The sequence below is a fragment of the Flavobacterium poyangense genome (assembly GCF_011751075.1).
Lineage (GTDB): Bacteria > Bacteroidota > Bacteroidia > Flavobacteriales > Flavobacteriaceae > Flavobacterium > Flavobacterium poyangense.
Map to the genome: position 1 here is coordinate 222648 of NZ_JAALLN010000004.1, position 21179 is coordinate 243826.

The 21179-nt window shown below is 34.8% G+C and carries 15 protein-coding genes; 5 read left to right on the top strand and 10 right to left on the bottom strand.

The annotated features are described in order from the left end of the window. Positions 1-100 precede the first annotated feature (100 nt). Both G3A47_RS10515 and mgrA read right to left on the bottom strand, forming a co-directional pair. Entirely contained in the window at positions 101-1174 is a 1074-nt protein-coding gene (locus tag G3A47_RS10515) for an outer membrane beta-barrel protein (protein WP_166922117.1), read from the bottom strand. An 851-nt stretch (positions 1175-2025) separates the two neighbouring features. Further along, on the bottom strand, positions 2026-2982 hold the full coding sequence (gene mgrA, locus G3A47_RS10520; RefSeq protein ID WP_166922118.1) for an L-glyceraldehyde 3-phosphate reductase: 957 nt from the start codon (positions 2980-2982) through the stop codon (positions 2026-2028). Between the two features lie 104 nt (positions 2983-3086). On the opposite strand from mgrA, the gene G3A47_RS10525 reads away from it, so the two are divergent. Further along, positions 3087-3284 (top strand): DUF433 domain-containing protein, encoded by a 198-nt coding sequence (locus tag G3A47_RS10525; protein WP_166922119.1) that lies wholly within the window; start codon positions 3087-3089, stop codon positions 3282-3284. Between the two features lie 250 nt (positions 3285-3534). On the opposite strand, the gene G3A47_RS10530 is transcribed toward G3A47_RS10525, so the two are convergent. Together G3A47_RS10530 and G3A47_RS10535 are read right to left on the bottom strand one after the other, a co-directional pair. Then, positions 3535-4914 (bottom strand): sialate O-acetylesterase, encoded by a 1380-nt coding sequence (locus G3A47_RS10530; protein WP_166922120.1) that lies wholly within the window; start codon positions 4912-4914, stop codon positions 3535-3537. Between the two features lie 298 nt (positions 4915-5212). After that, complete coding sequence (locus G3A47_RS10535; protein ID WP_166922121.1) at positions 5213-5629, bottom strand: DUF1573 domain-containing protein; 417 nt, start codon at positions 5627-5629, stop codon at positions 5213-5215. Between the two features lie 162 nt (positions 5630-5791). Here G3A47_RS10535 and G3A47_RS10540 point away from each other — a divergent pair, with 162 nt between their 5' ends. Genes G3A47_RS10540 through G3A47_RS10550 form a run of 3 tightly spaced genes read left to right on the top strand, consistent with a single transcriptional unit; the run spans position 5792 to position 8553 of the window. Then, a complete protein-coding gene (locus G3A47_RS10540; protein ID WP_166922122.1) occupies positions 5792-7054 on the top strand; it encodes a sensor histidine kinase in 1263 nt (420 codons plus the stop codon). Beyond that, on the top strand, positions 7051-7734 hold the full coding sequence (locus tag G3A47_RS10545; RefSeq protein WP_166922123.1) for a response regulator transcription factor: 684 nt from the start codon (positions 7051-7053) through the stop codon (positions 7732-7734). Before G3A47_RS10540 ends, G3A47_RS10545 begins: the two co-directional genes overlap by 4 nt. A 54-nt stretch (positions 7735-7788) precedes the next feature. Then, the gene (locus tag G3A47_RS10550) at positions 7789-8553 is read left to right on the top strand and encodes an MBL fold metallo-hydrolase (RefSeq protein ID WP_166922124.1); all 765 of its coding nucleotides are present in this window, start codon (positions 7789-7791) and stop codon (positions 8551-8553) included. A gap of 256 nt (positions 8554-8809) precedes the next feature. On the opposite strand, the gene G3A47_RS10555 is transcribed toward G3A47_RS10550, so the two are convergent. Then, positions 8810-11014 carry a B12-binding domain-containing radical SAM protein gene (locus tag G3A47_RS10555; RefSeq protein WP_166922125.1) on the bottom strand — a complete coding sequence of 735 codons (2205 nt, stop codon included), beginning with the start codon at positions 11012-11014 and terminating at the stop codon, positions 8810-8812. A gap of 144 nt (positions 11015-11158) precedes the next feature. Between G3A47_RS10555 and G3A47_RS10560 the strand changes: the two genes are divergently transcribed. Beyond that, positions 11159-15214: an Ig-like domain-containing protein gene (locus tag G3A47_RS10560; RefSeq protein ID WP_166922126.1), complete on the top strand. Its 4056-nt coding sequence runs from the start codon at positions 11159-11161 to the stop codon at positions 15212-15214. Positions 15215-15339: 125 nt separating this feature from the next. Here the strand turns inward: G3A47_RS10560 and G3A47_RS10565 are convergent, their stop codons facing one another. From G3A47_RS10565 to G3A47_RS10585, 5 genes are all read right to left on the bottom strand, one after another. Beyond that, the gene (locus tag G3A47_RS10565) at positions 15340-16620 is read right to left on the bottom strand and encodes an MFS transporter (protein WP_166922127.1); all 1281 of its coding nucleotides are present in this window, start codon (positions 16618-16620) and stop codon (positions 15340-15342) included. Positions 16621-17086: 466 nt separating this feature from the next. After that, positions 17087-17617: a tetratricopeptide repeat protein gene (locus tag G3A47_RS10570; RefSeq protein ID WP_166922128.1), complete on the bottom strand. Its 531-nt coding sequence runs from the start codon at positions 17615-17617 to the stop codon at positions 17087-17089. A gap of 93 nt (positions 17618-17710) precedes the next feature. Continuing rightward, complete coding sequence (prfH, locus tag G3A47_RS10575; protein WP_166922129.1) at positions 17711-18400, bottom strand: peptide chain release factor H; 690 nt, start codon at positions 18398-18400, stop codon at positions 17711-17713. A 14-nt stretch (positions 18401-18414) separates the two neighbouring features. Then, entirely contained in the window at positions 18415-19806 is a 1392-nt protein-coding gene (locus G3A47_RS10580; RefSeq protein WP_166922130.1) for an RtcB family protein, read from the bottom strand. Next, complete coding sequence (locus G3A47_RS10585) at positions 19806-20549, bottom strand: hypothetical protein (protein ID WP_166922131.1); 744 nt, start codon at positions 20547-20549, stop codon at positions 19806-19808. Before G3A47_RS10585 ends, G3A47_RS10580 begins: the two co-directional genes overlap by 1 nt. Positions 20550-21179 lie beyond the last annotated feature (630 nt).

Genomic DNA, 21179 nt, shown 5'->3' on the forward strand with positions numbered 1-21179 from the left:
AACGTTTCACATTAAACTTATATCTAGTTCAAAAAAAAACTGCCAGAACATTTGCACATTCTGACAGCTTCAAAAAAAAAAAAATATCAATCTTTATCTCCTAAAAAGAGTATGTTGTAGCGAGTAAAGCAAAAAACATTCCACTTGTTGGAAGAGCATCACTATTTTTAAAAATATCTTCAGATGCAGTATCGTATCGCAACTCAGGAATAATAGTCAACTTTCCGACTTTATAATTTAGCGAAACCGTATTCGCAAATACGTTCGATCCCGTAAGTGCCCCTAAACTTGAAGCGGCGCCTTTAGCATTAAAAAATTCCGTTCGGTAAGCGAGACTTAAAGTTTCTTTGAAGGCATAATTGACATATCCTACTAATGAAAACCACTCTCCATCTAATGTACTGTCCAAATCATTTGTTGTTTTTGCATAAGTCGCGTTAAAACCAAGTCCAAAACTATCATTTAATGATTTAGTGGCCACAAAATCAACTTGCGTTTTATTTTCTTCTGATGCCGGATTAGCACTTCCCGAAGTAAAATTCAAATAAGCACTTCCCGTATCTCCAACATATCCCAATTGGCCTATATAGGTTTTCTGTTTTGTCCCCGCATCCATCGCAGATTTAAAATCAGTCGGATTTGTTATTCCGAACATTGCTGAAAATCTTCCGGATGTATACTGTGCTTTTAAACCTGTATTAAAAAAGGGTCCATAGGAGAAAGCATACGACATACTGTAGTTTTTGTTATCTACTGCATCTACCAATTCATATCCGATATGAGTACCAAAACTACCCGCCACTACTTTAAACTTATCCGTAATATCGTAGGTAAAATATAATTGTTTGATTAAAAATTTAGCGGTAATATCTTTGTCTGTTGTTTCATTATACGAAAATTCACCTGCTCTTTTTCCAAAACCCAGATCTACAAAAACGGATCCTTTTTTAAAAGAATGCGAAGCTTCAATGGAAGCCATCCCTAATTCGAACGAGTCCTGTGAGTTGGTAAAACTGGTCAATCCATTCATTTGTTTAGAAAAATCATATTTATAATATGCGTCGGCAGATCCGGCAAAAGTAGTTGCAGGAGAAGCCGGCTTTTCACTATCATCTTGGGCACATACAAAAGAACTGGTTAACATGGCGACTAAAATGTGAAATGCTTTTTTCATGTTTTCATTGGTTTTTAGTTTCTAATTGATTTTGGTTAGTTATTCTTTTATATATCTATTTACTAGTATAAGTCATCTCTAAAACCTCAAATTCGTCCCTTAAACTTCTTCTTTTCCTTAGCGAATTTATTAACTTTTACAGGAGTACAAGAATCAAAAACTACTTTTTTTCTGTTTTAAAGCGAGAATTATGGATTACAAAAAATTAGCTTCCAATAATCATTATTTGATATTTACAGCGTTTTGTTTTTAAAAATTCAATAACACATAAAAAACACAAATACCATAAAAAAACTAGGGTACATTAAAAATAACTACGAATAAAAATTCAAAAATTAAAAGTTAAAAACTAAAAACTAAACATATACCTATTAAAATTTAGGGTAATTTATTTTTAATTAAAAAATTTAAAAAAGCCGAAATTTATTCAAACAGAGCAAATAAAGAAATAAACACAACCTAAAAATTCCTACAAAAATAAAACAAACAAAATACCAACCTTACACAACAAAAAAGGCCTGTCCAAAACTTGAACAGGCCAAATAATAATCTATAAAAAATCTATTATTGCTTCTTATATTTTTCTCTCAGCTCTTTAATGCACTTCTGCTTTTTTAATACTGTTGTTTTTAATTTACTTTACGATCTAATCACATTTATTGTTATTTAATATTGCATCATTACATCATTAAATTAATGTGGATATAAACACGATCGTAAATCATAGGAGAAGTACACGCGATCGTAAACCTGGGAGAAGCACTGCTGTGCTTCTCTACGGTGTGATCATTTGATTTCTTTTAAATCGATAATTCACCTGACTATCTAATTGAAAATATTTAATCACACCTTTATTTTAGAATCGATTCGATCGCATTTAATTCGTCTGAAGAGAAATTTTGTTTTTGCAGGCAATCAATATTATTATTCAATTGTCTCACAGAACTCGCACCAATTAATACGGAGGTAATTCTTTTGTCTTTTTGCAGCCAGGCAAGAGCCATTTGCGCCAAAGATTGTTCTCTGCTTTGAGCAATTTCATTTAACTGAACTAATTTCTGAATACGTTGCTGTGTCACTTCATCTTCTTTTAGATGTCCGTTTGGATTATGTGCTCTTGAATTTTCAGGAATTCCGTTTAAATATTTATCTGTTAAAAGACCTTGCGCTAATGGTGAAAATGCAATACAGCCTACTCCTTTTTCTTCCAACACATCCAACAGCCCATTTTCTACCCAACGTTCCAACATCGAATATTTGGCCTGATGTATCAAACAAGGTGTTCCCAATTGTTTTAAGACCTCAACAGCCACTCTGGTTTGTTCCGCCGAATAGTTACTGATTCCGACGTACAACGCTTTTCCTGATCTTACGGCATGATCTAAAGCCATCATGGTTTCTTCAATTGGCGTTTCGGGATCAGGACGATGGGAATAAAAAATATCCACATAATCAATATTCATTCTTTTTAAACTCTGATCCAAACTTGATAATAAATATTTACGTGAACCCCAATCTCCGTAAGGCCCATCCCACATGGTATAACCTGCTTTGGTAGCAATCACGATCTGATCACGCAAATTTCCCTGAAAATTATGCCATAGTATTTTGCCAAAATTCTCTTCGGCAGAACCCGGAACCGGTCCGTAATTATTCGCTAAGTCAAAATGAGTTATACCCTTATCAAAAGCTTCTTTGGCAATACTTTCAGCAGTATCAAAATTATCTACTGATCCGAAGTTATGCCATAATCCTAAAGAAATTTCAGGTAAGAGTAATCCACTTTTTCCACATCTGTTATATTTCATTGTATAGGTTTAATGGTTATCGATTTTAAAGGTAAAAAACAATCCTAATTATTTTAAATCCTAATTGCGCTTTATTTTTGTAAATTTGTTTAAACAATAAAATTATGGATATTAATTGGCAAAAATTCATTTCTATAGATACTGACATCAGATTTGGCAAACCTGTTATCACAGGAACAAGAATTAGTGTCTCTGATATTCTTTCCTGGTTATCGACAGGAATGTCTTTTGAAGATATTATAGAAGACTTCCCTGAATTAAAAAAAGAACATATTCTTGCCGCTCTTGCATTTGCAGCATAATACAATTACTTCTAAATGCCAATTCCTTAATTAAAAACAGGACGTTTATTTAGACGCGGATAAGACGGATTTACTTTGCAAAGACGCGGATAAAAACGGATTTTTTTATTTTTCTGGTTCTATTGATTCTATATATTTCTGAGTTAGAGAGACGTTTTTTGGGCTGACAAGAATTAGACTTATACATCATGAAAGCCATTTCTCCAATAGATTTCAACATTAAAAGTGTTACCAAACTTTTATCCTAAACTTATTCAGTAATAAAACACGAAGCAGGCAAATTAGCTGTATTAAACAAATCCGATTGTATTGTGTTTCCCCAGGCAAAACGGGCTTTAACAGGGTCTTTAACTTTTTTACTCCACGAGACCACTTGGTTATTTTTAATTAAAGCTTCAGCAGAGTAAAAAACACCATCAATCCCCGCAACCTCAAACTGATTTGATACTTTATCTTTAAAATACAAGCCTTCGGCATAATCAAAAGAAAGGATTACTTTGTCTTTGTCAATTTCAAAGCCTTTAAAAAGCGGGCCATTTACTAACCCTAAATTGATTTTATAAGTACTTTTCAGAGCCAGATTAGCTAAACGAATCCCAACTGTTTTTTTATTTTTGGGATGAATATCTATTGTATCAGAAATATCGCTGACCATAACCATCCCGGTATTCGGAACTTCATTGAGTACTTTTCTTTGGCAATCTCTGATCGTAACATTTGAAAAATTGTTATTTCCCGTTTTAAAAGGTGCGATTTGCACATAATAAAACGGAAAGTCATCCTGCCATGCTTTTCTCCATGAAGTAATCAAGGCAGCCAATGTTCTGTCGTAGACGGCAGATCCTACATTAGACTCCCCCTGATACCAAATCGCTCCGGCAATTTTAAACCCGACAAACGGATAAATCATAGCATTGTAAGCACGACCGGGCAATCTCGGTCCATAATCCTGCTCATTTAATTTTCTGGCGTTTTCCAGCAAAACAGCATCACTCAGAACCACATCTTCAGGCATCCAGATTTCAGCGGGAGTGCTTCCCCAATTCGAAGAAATCAAGCCGATCGGGACATTTTTCAAGTCTTCTCTTAAACGCTTAGCAAAAAAATAACCCACAGCACTAAAATACTTCATACTTTCTGAAGTCGATTCGGTCCAGTTGCCAAGCAGATTGTTCTGTGGTGTGGTTGCAGTTAATTTGGGAACGGTAAAAAATCGAATATCAGGATTTGCTGCATTTTTTATTTCTTCCTCTCCATTATCGATTCCCCAACTTGCTGACATTTCCATATTGGATTGTCCGCCACAAACCCAAACTTCACCAATCAAAATATTTTTAAGAACAATTTCGTTGTACCCTTTTATCGAAATCGTAAAGGGGCCGCCAGCATCGGGAGTGTTTATTTTTAGTTCCCATAACGCCTGATTATTTGCTCTCACTTTATATTCTTTGTTATCCCAGCTTCCGACAAATTTGATTTCTTCTTGCGGATTTGCCCAGCCCCAAATCTTAACTTCAGACTTGCGTTGTAAAACCATATTATCACCAAAAATATTCGGGAGAGAAACATTTGCCATCATAGAACCTGAAATCAACAGTAAGGAAACAAACTTAAATATATTATTTCTCATTTGAGCGTTTTTAAAACTTATAAATAATCCATTTTTTTGCCGCAGATTTCATTGATTAAAAGGATTTTTTTTACTGATTTATAATTACTATTCAATAATCCGTTTCACGTTATTAGTCTGTACTCGCTTTTGTAATGTTCTTTATAATAAAAGTAAAAAAGTTTTCTTAAAAAAATACCTGTTAAAAAAATATTACACAGAACAACTAAAACATTACCAGTATTTTATAAACACAAAAAACTCCGGACACATTACATGTCCGGAGTTCTCCTCTTTATAACTAATCTATTTAAAACTCTTAGATAACTGTTCCTTTTAAAGTAAGGACTTTAGGTGTAGTTTCGGCACTGGTTGTTACCGTAACCGTTTTAGTAAAACCACCTTTGTTTGCTGCATTATAAGTAGCTGTTACTTTTGCTGATTTACCAGGTAAAACTGGTTCTTTAGTATAATCTGTAGCAGTACAACCACAAGATCCCTGAACATTTGTAATTACAACTGCTGTTTTTCCAGTATTTTTAAATTCGTAAACAATAACTTTTGGAGTTCCTTGTGGAATTTGTCCAACATCAATTGTTTCTGCTTTCCAAACAATTGTAGAAGCTGTAGCATTCTCTGTATTTGGAGTAGCAACTAAAGATTGTACCGGTGCAATCGCAGAAAAAGACATTAATCCTAGCGCTAAAGCTAACATCGAAATTTTAATTATTTTCATAGTATTTTTATTTAGTGGTTATTAGTTAAATTTCACATTTCAAAAGTACTTTAGAAGAAAACAATTCGCTGTTAAGCGGTTTCAAATCTTTGTTAACGACTTGTTAATGGGTGTTTTTGATTTAATTTTTGATTAATATTACACTTGTAAACTGCATTTGCTTTGAAAATAAACAAACTCAATAGTATTATCCTTCTGGGATTAGTCGCCATTATCAGTATATTGGTTGCACAATTACTATGGACAAAAGAGGCTTTTAGCCTTGAACAAAAAAAGCTGAGTCAAAAAGCTCATATTGCCCTGTTAGAAGTTGCCAAAAAACTATATCAAGGTACCAATCACGAACTATCTTGTACCAACCCGGTACAAAAAATTGCTAATGATTATTATATCGTCAATGTCGAAAATGATTTTGAGCCCGACATTTTAGAGTTTTACTTAAGATCCGAATTCAAAAAGATGAATATCACCACTGATTTTGAATTTGCGATGTACAATTGTCAGAGTGATGAAATGGTATACGGAAATTACATTTCTTTGTCTCAAAAGGAAAAATCGCAACAAACTGTTCATTTTCCGAAACACAAAAATCTGGTTTATTATTTTGCTGTTCGTTTTCCAAATGAAACTACTTATTTATTTAGTTCGATGCGTTTTTGGTTTGTGCTTTCTATCGCCTTGATTCTGATTTTATTGATCTATGTTTATTCGATTTTTACGCTTTTACAGCAGAAAAAATATTCCGAATTGCAACGTGATTTCATCAATAATATGACACACGAATTTAAAACTCCTTTATCTTCCATTTTAATTGCTTCAAAATATCTTATTGAACAGCATCCGATTAAAGAAGACAAGAAATTGTATACTTATACGGATATTATTATCAAACAAAGCCACAAACTGAACAATCATATTGAAAAGATCCTAAGTGTAGCCAAATCTGATCATACCCCTTTGGAGTTAAAAACAGAATCTGTTTTGATCGTACCGCTTATAGAAGAAATCATTACCAATGTTCAATTAAAATGCCCGGAAGCCATTGTAAGAACAGAGGCAGATTCTGTCGATTATCAAATCGAAACCGATGTTTTTCACTTCTCCAATTTAATTTACAATCTGTTGGACAATGCCGTAAAGTATTGCAATGAAAAACCCGAAATTCTGATCCGGATTGCGAAAGAAAATCAAACTTTAAAATTAGAATTCATCGATAATGGAATTGGAATAACCTCTAAAAACATTTCATCTATTTTTGATAAATTCTACCGCATTCAAAATGAAAAAAGTAACGAAGTAAATGGTTTTGGCCTTGGTCTGTATTATGTTAAAGAAATTTGTACCTTACAATCCTGGAAAATAAATGCCACAAATAATTCCGAAAAAGGCATCACAATAACGTTGACAATTCCGTATAAAAAATGAAAAATTTTAGAATTCTGTACTCCGAAGATGATGAGACATTAGCGTTTCTGACTAAAGATAATTTAGAGCAAAACAATTATGATGTAACGCATTGTTCTAACGGGAAATCAAGTTTAGAGACCTTCAAAGAGGAAGATTTTGATATTTGTATTTTTGATATCATGATGCCAAAAATGGATGGTTTTGAGCTGGCAACCGAAATCAGAAAAATTGATACTGATATTCCTATCATTTTTCTTTCAGCCAAAACCTTAAAGGAAGACCGCATCAAAGGGTTACGTCTCGGAGCTGATGACTATCTTGTTAAGCCTTTTAGTATTGAAGAATTACTACTAAAAATTGAAATTTTCCTAAAGCGTTCGCAAAAAAACAATGCCGTCAAAAAATCGGTTTATGAAGTTGGTAAATATCAGTTTGATACCGAAAATTTTATCCTTTTTAATGAAACCGAAAAAATTAGTCTGACACAACGAGAGGCAGAACTTCTCAAACTTTTTGTAGACAACAAAAATCTGGTTTTAAAAAGACAACAGATCCTTACCTCTCTTTGGGGCGATGATGACTATTTTATGGGACGCAGTCTGGATGTTTTTATCTCACGCCTGCGTAAAATTTTGGTTAACGAAACAGGAATATCAATTGAAAACCTACACGGAATAGGTTTTCGATTTACAATGTAATCCACCAATTTTAATTTATATAATTTTGTATTTTTAATATCAAATCTTTTCGATATGAAATTACATCATTTGCGCAACGCCACTTTAGTTATTGAAACAGAAAAGCATGTGATCTTAATTGATCCCATGTTAGGAAAGAAGAAAACTATTGCTCCTTTTACTCTTTTTCGTTACAAACCAAAAAGAAATCCGCTAAAAGCGCTGCCCAAAAACAGCCGTGAAATTCTTAGTAAAGTAACACATTGCCTCATTACACATCTGCATCCGGATCATCTTGATAAAGCCGGTGAGATTTTTTTAAGAAGAAAATCGATTCCTGTAATTTGTAGTGCAAAAGATGAAAATGCGCTGACAAAAAGAGGGGTTACTATTGCTCAAACTTTAGAGTATTGGCAACCGCAAGATTTTTTAGACGGAAAAATTACTGGTATACCTGCAGTACACGGTTACGGTTTTGTCTCAAAATTAATGGGAAATGTAATGGGTTTTCATATCGAACTCAAAAATGAAAAATCGGTTTACATTAGTTCTGATACTATACTCACAAAAGAGGTAGAAAAAGTACTGACAGAATTAAAACCAGATATTGCAACAGTTGCCTGTGGCACCGCAAGATTAGATTTTGGACAGCCTTTATTAATGAGAATGAATGACATTTTGAAATTTATAACATTAGCACCCGGAAAAGTTTTTGCCAATCATTTAGAAGCCTTAAATCATTGCCCGACAACAAGGGATGAATTAAAACTTGTTTTAGAATATAATAGTCTTTTATTTAAAACGGCTATTCCCAATGATGGTGAATGTGTGGAATATTAATTAACTCAAATTTTTAGTTGAATAATAATGTATACTGTAAAATGTATACCGTAAAATGTATACTGTAAAATGTGAAAAGTAATAAGTTTTGGTTAATTGACTACTATCACATCGTACGAACATATAGTTGTGTCAGATTACTTAAATTCTAACGCTTCAGCTAAAGGGAAGAAAATCCGTTAATTAAAGCCTCGCTCTTTCAGGCTATCATCTCACATTTTACATTTCACATTTTACAACTAGTAACTTAAATTAATTACAAAACCAACAACCCAAACTCTCGCAAAGTATTAACAGGCTTTGAATACCAGAACAATTCAAAATCATCCAGTTGCGTTTCGAAATCTGTTTTTATTTCCTGGAAAGTGTAATTTTTACTGTTTGAAATGGTTATTTTTTTCAGGATTTCAACAAGCCATTCTCCTTCATTGGTATTGGTTTGAATCTTAAAACTTTCTTTTTTATCGTGAAAAGTAAGTGTTAGCATTTCCCAGGTTCTGCCTTTTTTAGATTTTGTAAAATGTTCTACAGTCGGTTTTCCACCTAGCCAAACTACTTTTGCATTTGGTTTTGTATTAAAATCGTTTCCTTCTTCAAGTGCATTAAAGATAAAATCGGGATCAATTTTTGTCTTCGGAATTTTAAAGTCAAACCAATCCTGTAATTCGTAATCAAAACAGATTCCGTGCATGAAATTAAAGAGCGATTTTTTTAAACCGAAACTAAACTTATCATGATTAATTCCGGTAGAATCGGTATAATCGATATCGTTATTAGCGAAAGTTCCAATAGCTTCTGTTGCTTTGGTTACGCCAAACTTCTCCGGATATAATCCAACCGGACTGTGTGCGGTCATTGCAAACTGATGCCAAAAACCGGATTGCAAAATTCCGGCTTCAAATAGTTGTCGCACCATTTCTAAACTGTCAACGGTTTCCTGAACGGTTTGCGTTGGATATCCGTACATCAGGTAGGCATGCACCATAATTCCGGCTTCGGTAAAATTTCGGGTTACTTTGGCCACTTGTTCTACGGTTACTCCTTTGTCAATTAATTTTAACAATCGGTCTGAAGCTACTTCTAAACCTCCGGAAACGGCAATACAGCCTGAGGCTTTCAACAGTAAACACAAATCGGCAGAGAAACTTTTTTCAAAACGAATGTTGGTCCACCAGGTTACAGCCAGTTTTCTGCGCAAAATTTCCAGCGCCAAAGCACGCATCAAAGCAGGTGGAGCGGCTTCGTCAACAAAATGAAAACCATTCTGACCTGTTTGCTGCATCAAATCTTCCATTCGATCACAAAGCAAATTGGCCGCCACCGGTTCATACACTTTTATATAGTCTAACGAAATGTCACAGAATGTACATTTTCCCCAATAACAACCGTGCGCCATGGTCAATTTATTCCAGCGACCGTCGCTCCACATTCGGTGCATTGGATTTACAATTTCGATTACCGAAATATATTTGTCCAAAGGCAGATCGGAATAATCCGGCGTACCTACATAGGCTTGCTTGTAATCGTGTTTAAGCGAATTGTTTTTGTAAACAACTTCTCCATTTTCCAATAAAAAAGTTCTTTTATAAGAATTAGAATTTGGATTTTCCAGATTGAAAATTAACTCTTCAATTGGCACTTCACCATCGTCTAAAGTGATAAAATCGAAAAACTCAAAAACTCGTGTGTCAGAAAGAGAACGCAATTCGGTGTTTGGAAAACCACCTCCCATTGAGATTTTAATTTCGGGATGATTCGTTTTTACCCATTGTGCGCATCTGAAAGCACTATATAAATTCCCAGGAAAAGGAACAGAAATCAGAAATAAAGTCGGTTGAACAGTTTCTACTTTAGCTTTCAATAGCGAAATTAAAATAGAATCTATATAGGTTGGCTCTTGCTGCAAGGCTTCATATAATTCATCAAAAGAATTGGCGCTACGTCCTAAACGCTCAGCATATCGGCTAAAGCCAAAATTCTCATCGACACATTCTACAATATAATCGGAAATATCTTCCAGGTATAAAGTAGCCAAATGTTTGGCCTTATCCTGCGTTCCCATTGTTCCGAAAGCCCAATCAAGCTCTTCTAATTGTGCAAAACGAGAGGCTTCCGGCAAAAAATCTTCCTGACAGATTTGCAACGCCAATGTTGGGTTCTTTCCTTGTAGAAACTGAATTACCGCATCAATCGTTTTGATGTATTCGTCCTGTAAAGCAAAAATACGTTTGGAATTATCGGAAACTTCAGCACTGGCTTTTTCAAATTTGAAACCTGAAACGGCAAATAAATCAATCAATCCTTTCTTAGAAAACAATTCCAGAATCACATCAATACCCAAATCAGCCTGAACGGATGCTACATTTTTTGTATTCAGAAACCCCTTAATATAAGCGGTTGCCGGATACGGAGTATTCAGTTGAGTAAATGGTGGCGTGATTACAAAAAGCTTAGTTTTCAAAAGGAAATATTTTCTGCAAAAATACGGGATATTTCTAATCTTTTCAGGAAAAGATTTCGGCGGTTTTACTATTGCTTGGAGTTGGGATTTTTGGCTTTATTTTGTGGATATTTAATTACATTTGTGAAGTACTAATACCTACCTATGAAGCGGATTTTATTTTTTCTGTTGTTACTGATTTCCATGCCAATATTTTCTCAAAACAAAAACCAATCTATCGGTTTTAAGGAGAACAAAGGGCAAATTATCGATCAGAAGGGCAAGTCGAATCCTGTTGTAAAATTTTTACTTAACACAGGAGGATTGAATGTTCAATTGAGAAAAAATGGCTTCTCCTATGACATTTATGAAGCTAAAAAAATATCGACAGTACGCAAGGAAACATCCAAGACACTTCCCTATAAAAACCCTAAAGAAGATATCCCTGAAGAACCGGAATATAACTTAGAGTATAAATTTCACAGGATTGATATTGACTTTGTAAATTCGAATCCTAAGGTTGAATTCATCACCGATCAGGTAGCAAAAGATTTTGACAATTATTACAATGTACCCAATAAACCTGAAGGTATTCTTGGAGTACATCAATACAAGCAAATCACTTACAAAAACATTTACCCTAATATTGATGTTGTTTTTACAATTCCAAACGATCCGAAAAAAGTAGTGGAATACAATTTTGTTGTTCATCCAAAAGGAGAAATTTCGGCTATTAAATTAAAATTTAGCGGTGCTGAAACAGAATTGGTTGATAACAAAATCCAGATGAATGTTCGTTTTGGAAAAATGGAAGAAACACTTCCCGCAAGCTGGACTGAGGAAGGCACAACCAAAAAAGAAATAGCAGTTGGGTACAGAAAAATAAAAAAAGGAGTTTATGGTTTTGAAACTTCTGATCCTGTTTCTGATAAAACTGTGATTATTGATCCGGTGCCTAATCGATTGTGGGGGACTTTTTATGGAGACCAAACCGGAGTACATTATTCTCTTAAACCATCAAGTATTAGTACGGACTCTTTTGGAAATGCATATGTAGCAGGGAGTACAAGTGCCTTAAATTCATCATATGCTACAACAGGTGCTCATCAAACGACACCATCTTCTCCATATTTAAATGGAGTGATTGAAAAGTTTAGTCCTGGTGGAATACGTTTATGGGGGACTTATTATGGCGGGCAAAATTACTGTGATATAGCTGATATAAAAATAGACTCTCAGAATAATGTTGTGGTAACAGGCACGACACAAGATCAAACAAATATAAGTACAACAGGATCTTATAGCCCGACTTTATCAGGATATCAGGACGCTTTTCTGGCAAAATTTAATAGTTCAGGTGTTCGATTATGGGGGACATATTTTGGTGGTGAATATCAAGAACTGGGCAATGCTATCGATGTTGATACTAACAATAATATTTATATGATTGGCGAAACTACTAGTACAACTGGTATTGCTATAAATAGTAACTTCCAAACACATCTCAATCAAGATCCTAATTCTACTATTGACGGGTATCTAACTAAATTTGGATCGGCAGGTAATTTAATTTGGAGTACTTATGTAGGAGGTGAAAATCGTGATCAGCTTAATACCATTGCAGTAAAAAACAATTTCTTAGTTCTAGGTGGTACAACATACAGCTTTAACCATATTTCTACACCTGGAGTTTTTCAAGAATTACATGACCCAATTACTCATCCGGATGGAGTTGTCTACAAATTTTCACTAAATGGCCAAAGAATATGGTCTACTTATTATGGAGGAGAACAGGTTGACTATATATATGCAGTTGAGATTGATGATGAGGATAATATTTATGTTGGTGGACAAACAGCAAGCAATAATAATATCACTACTCCGAACCGTTTTGACAGTAGTAATTCCTATATGTATAAGGGTTTTTTAGCAAAATTAAACACGAATGGGAAAAGAATCTGGGGTACCTATATTGGTCAGACTCATGTTTATTCTATTGTATTCAGAAACAACTCCCTATATCTTGGTGCTGAAAACTTTGGATTTGCTTATCCTAAATTAACTACCACTTGTTCCTATAGGTCAGAAAAAGATTCTGAAGGATATATTGCCAAATTTTCTAAAGAGGCAGATTTTATATGGGGAACAGATATTGGAGGAGATTCCAGTTATAATCCAGTAAAAATAGCATTAGACAGAAACAATAACATATTTGTTAGTGGAATCTCTAGTGAAAATAATGGTATTGCAGATGCCAGTTCTTATCAATCTAACGTTCTTGGGTTTTATAATTATTTCTTAATGAAATTTCAAGAAACCAATATACTAGGTAATCCTAAGGTAGAAAGCAACTCCCCAGTCTGCATAGGAAATTCAATAGAACTAAAAGCCTCCGGAGGCACAAATTATGTATGGACAGGACCAAATGGTTTCACATCTACAGTACAAAATCCAATTATAACTAATGCAACCATAGTAAACAATGGAGAATATAATTGTGCCATCACCGGAACCGGTGGTTGTGATGACACTAAAAAAATCAATGTTGTCGTTGGTGATTTTGTCGCTCCTATTCCTGATTTAGCTACACTTCCAACTATAACCGGCGACTGCAATACAACAATAACGATAGTTCCTAAAGCTACCGATGCCTGTGCAGGCGTAATTACAGGAACAACCACAAACCCGTTATCGTATGCATTAACCGGAACCTATACCATTGTCTGGAACTACGATGATGGAAATGGAAATACTGTAAACCAAAATCAAACAGTTGTCATAAGCAGTCCTCCATGGCCAAATATAAATTCGTCTCAGTTTTTCTGCATTCAGGAAAACGCAACTTTAAATACAATCAACATTACAAGTGGACAAAATATAAAATGGTATGATGCTATAATTGGCGGAGCACTTTTACCCAATACTACCTTACTTCAGGACAATACCAGTTATTACGCATCGCAAACCGTAAGTGGATGCGAGAGTGAGAGAACTGCTGTAAAGATACAAATTTACGATACTCCCGCCCCAACCGGAGATGCCAATCAACCTTTTTGTACGGGTCTAAATCCGACATTGGACAACATTGTCGTTACGGGAGAAAACCTAAAATGGTATGACGCACCTACCAATGGAAACAGCTTACCGAATACTACTAATCTGCAAAACGGTATTACTTATTATGTTTCGCAAACACTGAATTCTTGCGAAGGTAAAAGATTAGCCGTTACAGTTTCCATTCAAAATACACCGGGAATCCCTACGGGTGATTTAAATCCTAAGTTTTGTAAAAGCGAAAACGCCACGCTAAATGATATTATTCTGAATGAACAAAATCTAAAGTGGTACAATTCTGCTATTTCTGCAGCTACATTGCCGGGCAACACACTGTTACAGAACAACACTACTTATTATGTATCACAGTCCATAGGATGTGAAAGTGACAGAATAGCGGTATTGGTAACCATCAATGATACTCCTTTACCTACCGCCAAAACCACACAAACTTTCTGCATTGATGCGAATGCCACACTAAATGATATTGTTATTATTACGGGGCAAAACCTAAAATGGTATGATGTGGCAACGGCAGGAAATCTTCTAAACGGTACAATGGCTCTTGAAAACCGCACTTATTATGTAAGTCAAACCGATACCAACTGCGAAAGCCAAAGGCTGGCAATTAATATCGAAATTCAAGATACGCAAGCGCCGATTGCTCATGCAAATCAATCTTTTTGCGTACAGGAAAACGCTACTATTGACAAAATAAAAGTTAATGGACAAAACATAAAATGGTACAATGCGATAACAGCCGGGGCAACTTTATCTGAATCAACTCCTCTTAAAAATGGAGTGACTTATTATGCTTCTCAAACCATTAAGGAATGTGAAAGTGTACGAACTCCAATAACCATAAAAATCGCTGAAGCCACAACTGCTGAATGTGCTAAATATATAAATGAACTCCCTTATCCGAAGTTCTTTACTCCTAATAATGATCCTTATAATGATACCTGGACTATTGATTTTAATTATTTAGCTCCCAACACAGGAATCCGAATATTTGACCGATATGGAAAATTCATCAAAGAACTAACTGTCAATACTTCCTGGGACGGGACTTATAACGGTCAGGATATGCCAGCTTCTGATTATTGGTTTACCGTTACCCGTTTGAACGGAGCAGAATTTACGGGGCATTTTGCTTTGAAACGATAAAACAAAAAAGGTTGTCCAAAATATAAATTGGACAACCTTTTTAGTTTTGTGTGTCAATAAATAAGTCGAATCTTTTCTACTTGAGAAAAATTTATACCCTGGAACAATTTCACTTAACCTGCACTCTAAAACTTATGTTCTTTTTTGCTGATTGCCAATAAAGAAAACAGGGAAATACAGGCCGCTATAGTCAGATAAAAACCTACGTAGGTTAAACTGTATTTACTAGCAAGCCAAATCGCGATCATTGGAGCAAAAGCGGCACCAAGAATACCTGCCAGATTAAAGGTTAAAGAAGCTCCCGAATACCGAACGTTGGTAGGAAATAATTCGGATAAAAATGTTCCCAAAGGTCCATAAGTAAATCCCATTAATGCCATTCCCAAACAAACATAAAAAGTTACCAAAGCTGGACTTCCTGAATTTAAGAAATAAGAGAAGAAGAAACCAAAAACAGCGATAACAATTGTCGTTATAACCAATACTTTACGACGTCCTATTTTATCTGCAACAAGTGCTGAAACCGGGATAAACAATGCAAAAAACAATACCGAAAACATCTGAATCAATAAAAAATCTCTTTTCGCAAAACCCAAATCAGAAGTTGCCCAACTCAAAGTGAAAACGGTCATTAAATAAAAAACCAAAAATGTTGTAATAGCCGCCAATGTTCCAAAAATCAATTGATTCTTATAGGATTTAATCAGCGTTAAAAAAGGCACTTTTACTTCTTCCTGCTCTTTTTTTGAATTTTCAAAAGAAGGGGTTTCAGTAATTTTAGTTCGAATATAAAACCCAACAACAACCAAAAGAGAACTGGCTATAAATGGAATTCGCCATCCATAATTCATAAAGTCTTCGCTATTCATAGTGTCCGTTAGCAACAGAAAAGTTCCTCCCGAAAGCAACAATCCGATTGGTGCTCCTAATTGCGGAAACATACCGTACCAGGCACGTTTATTTGGTGGTGCATTTTCGATCGCCAGTAAAACAGCTCCTCCCCACTCACCTCCTAATCCAACGCCCTGCCCAAAACGGCATAACATCAATAACAAAGGAGCAGCGACCCCAATACTGGCATAACTTGGTAAAAAACCAATGGTAACCGTAGATACACCCATTGTCAACAAGGCAGCAACTAAAGTAAATTTACGCCCGATTTTGTCGCCATAATGTCCAAAAAAAGCTGAACCTAAAGGGCGTGATAAAAAGGCTATTGAAAAAGTCGCCAGTGATTCTAAGGTTGCCATGGTCTTGTCGGAACCCGGAAAAAATAGTTGTGGGAATACCAACACTGCTGCATTAGCATAAATATAAAAATCAAAAAATTCGATTGTAGTACCAATTAAGCTGCCAAAGAGAACGTGTTTTAAAGAGTTCTTCTTTTGATTTGGGTTATCTTTCATTAAATTCTGATATAGTTTTATTTTAAGAAAATAGACCACAAAAATGAACCTAATTCCTGAAATCAACAAATATTTATCTGTTAAAATAAAATATCATTGTGAAAAACTCATAATCCCACTACTACTAAAAAAGGATGCCTTTGCGAACTACACCTAAAAGTTCAAAAACGATTTGGCTACAGCTCATACTGGCATCCTAATTAATTCAAGTTACTAGTTGTATAATGTGAAATGCCAGTCTGAAAGGGCAAATGATTTAATTAGCGGATTTCCTTGCCTTTAAGCGAAGCGTTAGATAAGTATTATTACTGTATTTTAGCGACTTGACACAACTATATGTTCGTACAATGTAAGATACAAATCAATTAAACAAAACTTATTACTTTTTACATTCTACATTTTACATTTTACAGTATACATTTTACAATATATATTATTATTCAACTAGCAACTTGAGTTAATTAATCTATTTGCTCTTTTTCTTTTTAGGCTTCTCTTTTTTAGAAACCTTATCCGTTTTTTTATTCACTTTTTTATTTAGTCGTTTTTCGGCTTCTTCTATAAGAAAATCAAACTCATTATTTAATATTTCAAGCTTCACTTCTTTTAAGATTTTCAATGCTTTTTTGAACTGTTTTTGGCTCTCCAGTAGCATTACTTTTTTAAGAAGAATTTCAGCTTTATTAATTCCTTTAAGAGTCAAAGCAAAATCGATAAGTTTCGTCGCTTCTTCATAATCTTCATTCAAAACCAACGTATAAATATAATGCGAGTATACTTCGATTGCATTTATATCTATAGCAATTGCCTGCTGAAAATATTCTTTGGCTTCCTCATATCTGAATAATTGATCCGCCTGAATCCGGCCATATAAGCACAATGCCATTGTATTTTTATTGTCATAAGACAAAGCATAATCCAATGATTCTATGGTTTCTACCAGCGAATAGGGATAATTGTCTAATGCCTCAAAAATATATTTATCTACTGTTTTCATAACTGTATTTTTTAGTGCCGTTTATCGCAACAAACAGCGTTATAATAACGATTTCATAAATCGTTTCATTTGAAAGTTCAAAAACCGGAAGCTTTAATCTCGATCGAAATAATCTTCTCTTTTTAATCTTTGTCTTTCCTGTTTATACTTTTTTTCCTGTTTTTGTTTCTTGAAATCGGAACCCTGAAAAACCCGAACCGGATTTCCTCTCTGAATTTGCAATTGATTCATCCATTGCGCCTGAAATTCGGCTTTGAATTGTTTTACCGTTTCTTCTTTAAATTTCTGCAATAACCTTTCGGTTGCCAACTTTTTATTCTGATGTTGCGAACGGGAGTCCATCGAAACCACACTAATTCCGGTTGGAACATGTGTTGCTCTAACAGCCGAACTTACTTTATTAACATGCTGACCTCCGGCACCCGAACTTCTCATTGCCTGATACTGAATATCGTTTTCTGAAATTTCAGTTGCAGTTGTTCTTTCGATTTCGAAAACTCCGATAAACCAATTTTTGCGTTTGTGTAATTTCCTAAACTGGCTTTGTCCAATCCATTGAATTGTTCCGACCCACGAATTCACAAAATCATTCAGAGTAGTACCTTCGAGTAACACTGTTGCCGTTTCTACGGTTCCGTTTTCAATTCCGACTTCTCTTTGAAGCATTGTTGTTTTGATGTTCTTCTCTTTTGCTTCTTCTATAAAGGTTTTTAAAACCTGGGCAACAACCCAGCTGCACTCAGCCGGGCCACGCCCTGATGTTATTTGAATTATTTTTTCCATAATTTCTATTCTTTTTAGCGATCCATTCTAACGATTTTTGGAGTGAATGTTCCCAGAACATCAACCAATTCGTTTTGGTTTGCCATTACTTTATTAATGTCTTTATACGCCATTGGAGCTTCGTCAATATTTCCGCCAATTAGACTCACGTCATTTGCTTTCAGCACTTTATTAATCTCACTTTGCGTAAATGATTCTTTACATTTTTTGCGCGAAAAAAGTCGTCCTGCACCATGTGATGCTGAATTTAAACTCTCTGCATTTCCTTTCCCCTGAACAATAAACCCAGGAGCAGTCATAGAACCCGGAATGATACCCAGTTCACCAACATTTGCCGGAGTAGCGCCTTTGCGGTGTACAATTGCTTCTTTGCCATTTACAACTTCTTTCCAGGCAAAATTGTGGTGATTTTCGATTGTTACCACAACGCGTTTCCCTATCGCTTTTGCAATTCGACGGTGAATATCGTCGTGACATGCTTTTGCATAATCACCCGCCAGATTCATCGCCAGCCAATATTCCTGCCCATCATGTGTGTTCAAATCAAGCCACGCCAAATGTTGTACATTCTTAGGCAAGGGACATTGCTTAGTAGCCAGATACGTATAATGTTTAGCGATATTGGCCCCCAATCCTCTTGAACCACTATGCGAAAGCACTGCAAAATATTCTCCAACACCAATCTTCCATTCGTTTAGCGGATTGGTAATCTTTGCAATTCCGAACTCCACAAAATGATTTCCTCCGCCCGAAGTTCCCAATTGTTTGTAGGCTTTGCTCAGCAAATTTTTCAAAAGTGGAATATCCTGAAACTCGCTTCGGCTAAACAATTCATGATCCGCTCTTATCGCGTGAGTTTCATACATACCGAATTTGGTATTGTCTTTTAATATTGCCTGCAATTGATGTTCTTTTCCTTTGAAAAAACTGGCGGGAATATCAAAAATGGACAAACTCATTCGGCACCCGATATCTACACCAACACCGTACGGAATTACTGCATTGTCTGTCGCAAGTACACCTCCAATTGGCAGTCCGTATCCTGAATGTGCATCGGGCATTAGAGCGCCTGCTACTGAAATTGGTAATTTCAAAGCATCGTACAACTGATATTTGGCTTGTTCGTCAATTTCATTTTCTCCGAATATTGAAAACGGAGCCCTTGTATTATTCAGCTGATGCATTCTTACCTGCACCGGATTTACCAAGCCTTCTGCCACTTTCCCCCAGGTTCCGTGTCCGGTAAATTTTTCCGGAAACAGCAAAACCTCTTTGGCTTCGGTTAGTATACTCTCTTTTTTTTCTCTTTTTCTGTATCGGTTTATTTGCCCTAAAGCAATATTGATACTATTATTTTTTGGAAAGCCTATTTTAATCAGGTCTTTTCCGGATAATTTATTTCCCATTAGGTATATTTTTCTTCTAAATACATTTCATAAATCGTATTCAGATTTTTGTTTTTTATTTGATTATGGTGCTTTAATTTTTCTAAGCTCCAATAATAGTCTGCCTTTGTGTTCCACATTTTATAGATCTTACATCGTAAATTCCGATTCTGTATGTAATTTTCTATGAGCCTCAATTCGCTTTCAAGTGCTGTATCAATCGCTTTTTTATGCGTAATTATGTTGGGCTCAATTTTAAATACAAACCTCCACGGCTCATTAAATTTGTAATATCTCACAAAACGCTTGTATAAATCAGACCATTTTTCGATTAGTGTAAAACAGGATTTTTCTTTGTCAGTTAGTTCGAATTTGTTAGTATTCCAATCGCTGACACTGATGTTAGCAACAAATCGTTCTCTTGGATGAATCGATTTCTTTCCAAAACGCTTTTTCCTGTTGGTGAACTCTTTTTGATTAGAAAACTGAAAAGTATTTATTTTTTCAAGTATCTTTTCATAAAACACACCCTCGGCTGAACGCAAAACATCAACACGAACTACAAAATATCGAACCCAGCCTTTTTGATAAGGCTCTTTCAATTCAACCAAAGGCAAATTTCTAATTGCCGAATAGATTGCGCTATTTCGTTTTGCTATTTGAACAAGTTGTTTTTCAAAATCCTCTTTAACCAATCTTTTTTTTTGTCTTTTAGTCTTTAGACGAGCATATAACATGCAATCGTCCAAAAGAAAATCGTCCATTAAAAAAAATTAAATTATAGATTTCCTGTCCGGTATAAAAAAATACAGGACAACAGCATTTTATCTGAAACAGATAAATTAAATTCAGGTAATCGGGAATTTTTTGAAGAGTCTAGAATAAAAAAAAGCCCGAAAGTTATTTTCCTTCGGGCTTAGCTCTTATATCTTAAATTGATTTGCTAGGATTGAGAAAAGCCACGAAGACACATGCCAACAGAATTAAATCCTGATGCGATGTTTTGAGAGGTAAAGTTTAATACAAACATTGTCTTCGTTATTAATGGTTAATGATTTATTTTTCTGAGGCAAATTTTGTGAAATATTTTCTTAATAAACAAATAAATTTTAAAAATATTTCATAAAAAATTAACAATACACTGATTTACAAATAATTACAAATCAACAAAAAACAGCTACAACTTCAATTATGCAATAAAAAAAGACCAATTTTAACATATCTTCCAAGTTTTACATGTCAATCTATGCAAATTCGTTGCTAAAATTTTTGCCACGAATTGCAAGAATTTTCACGAATTATTATGTTTCACTTCGAAATCTATTGTTGATTAATAACTATCACTAAGAAAAAAAATCCTTTAAATCTGTGAAATCTGTGGCTAGTTTTTTTGC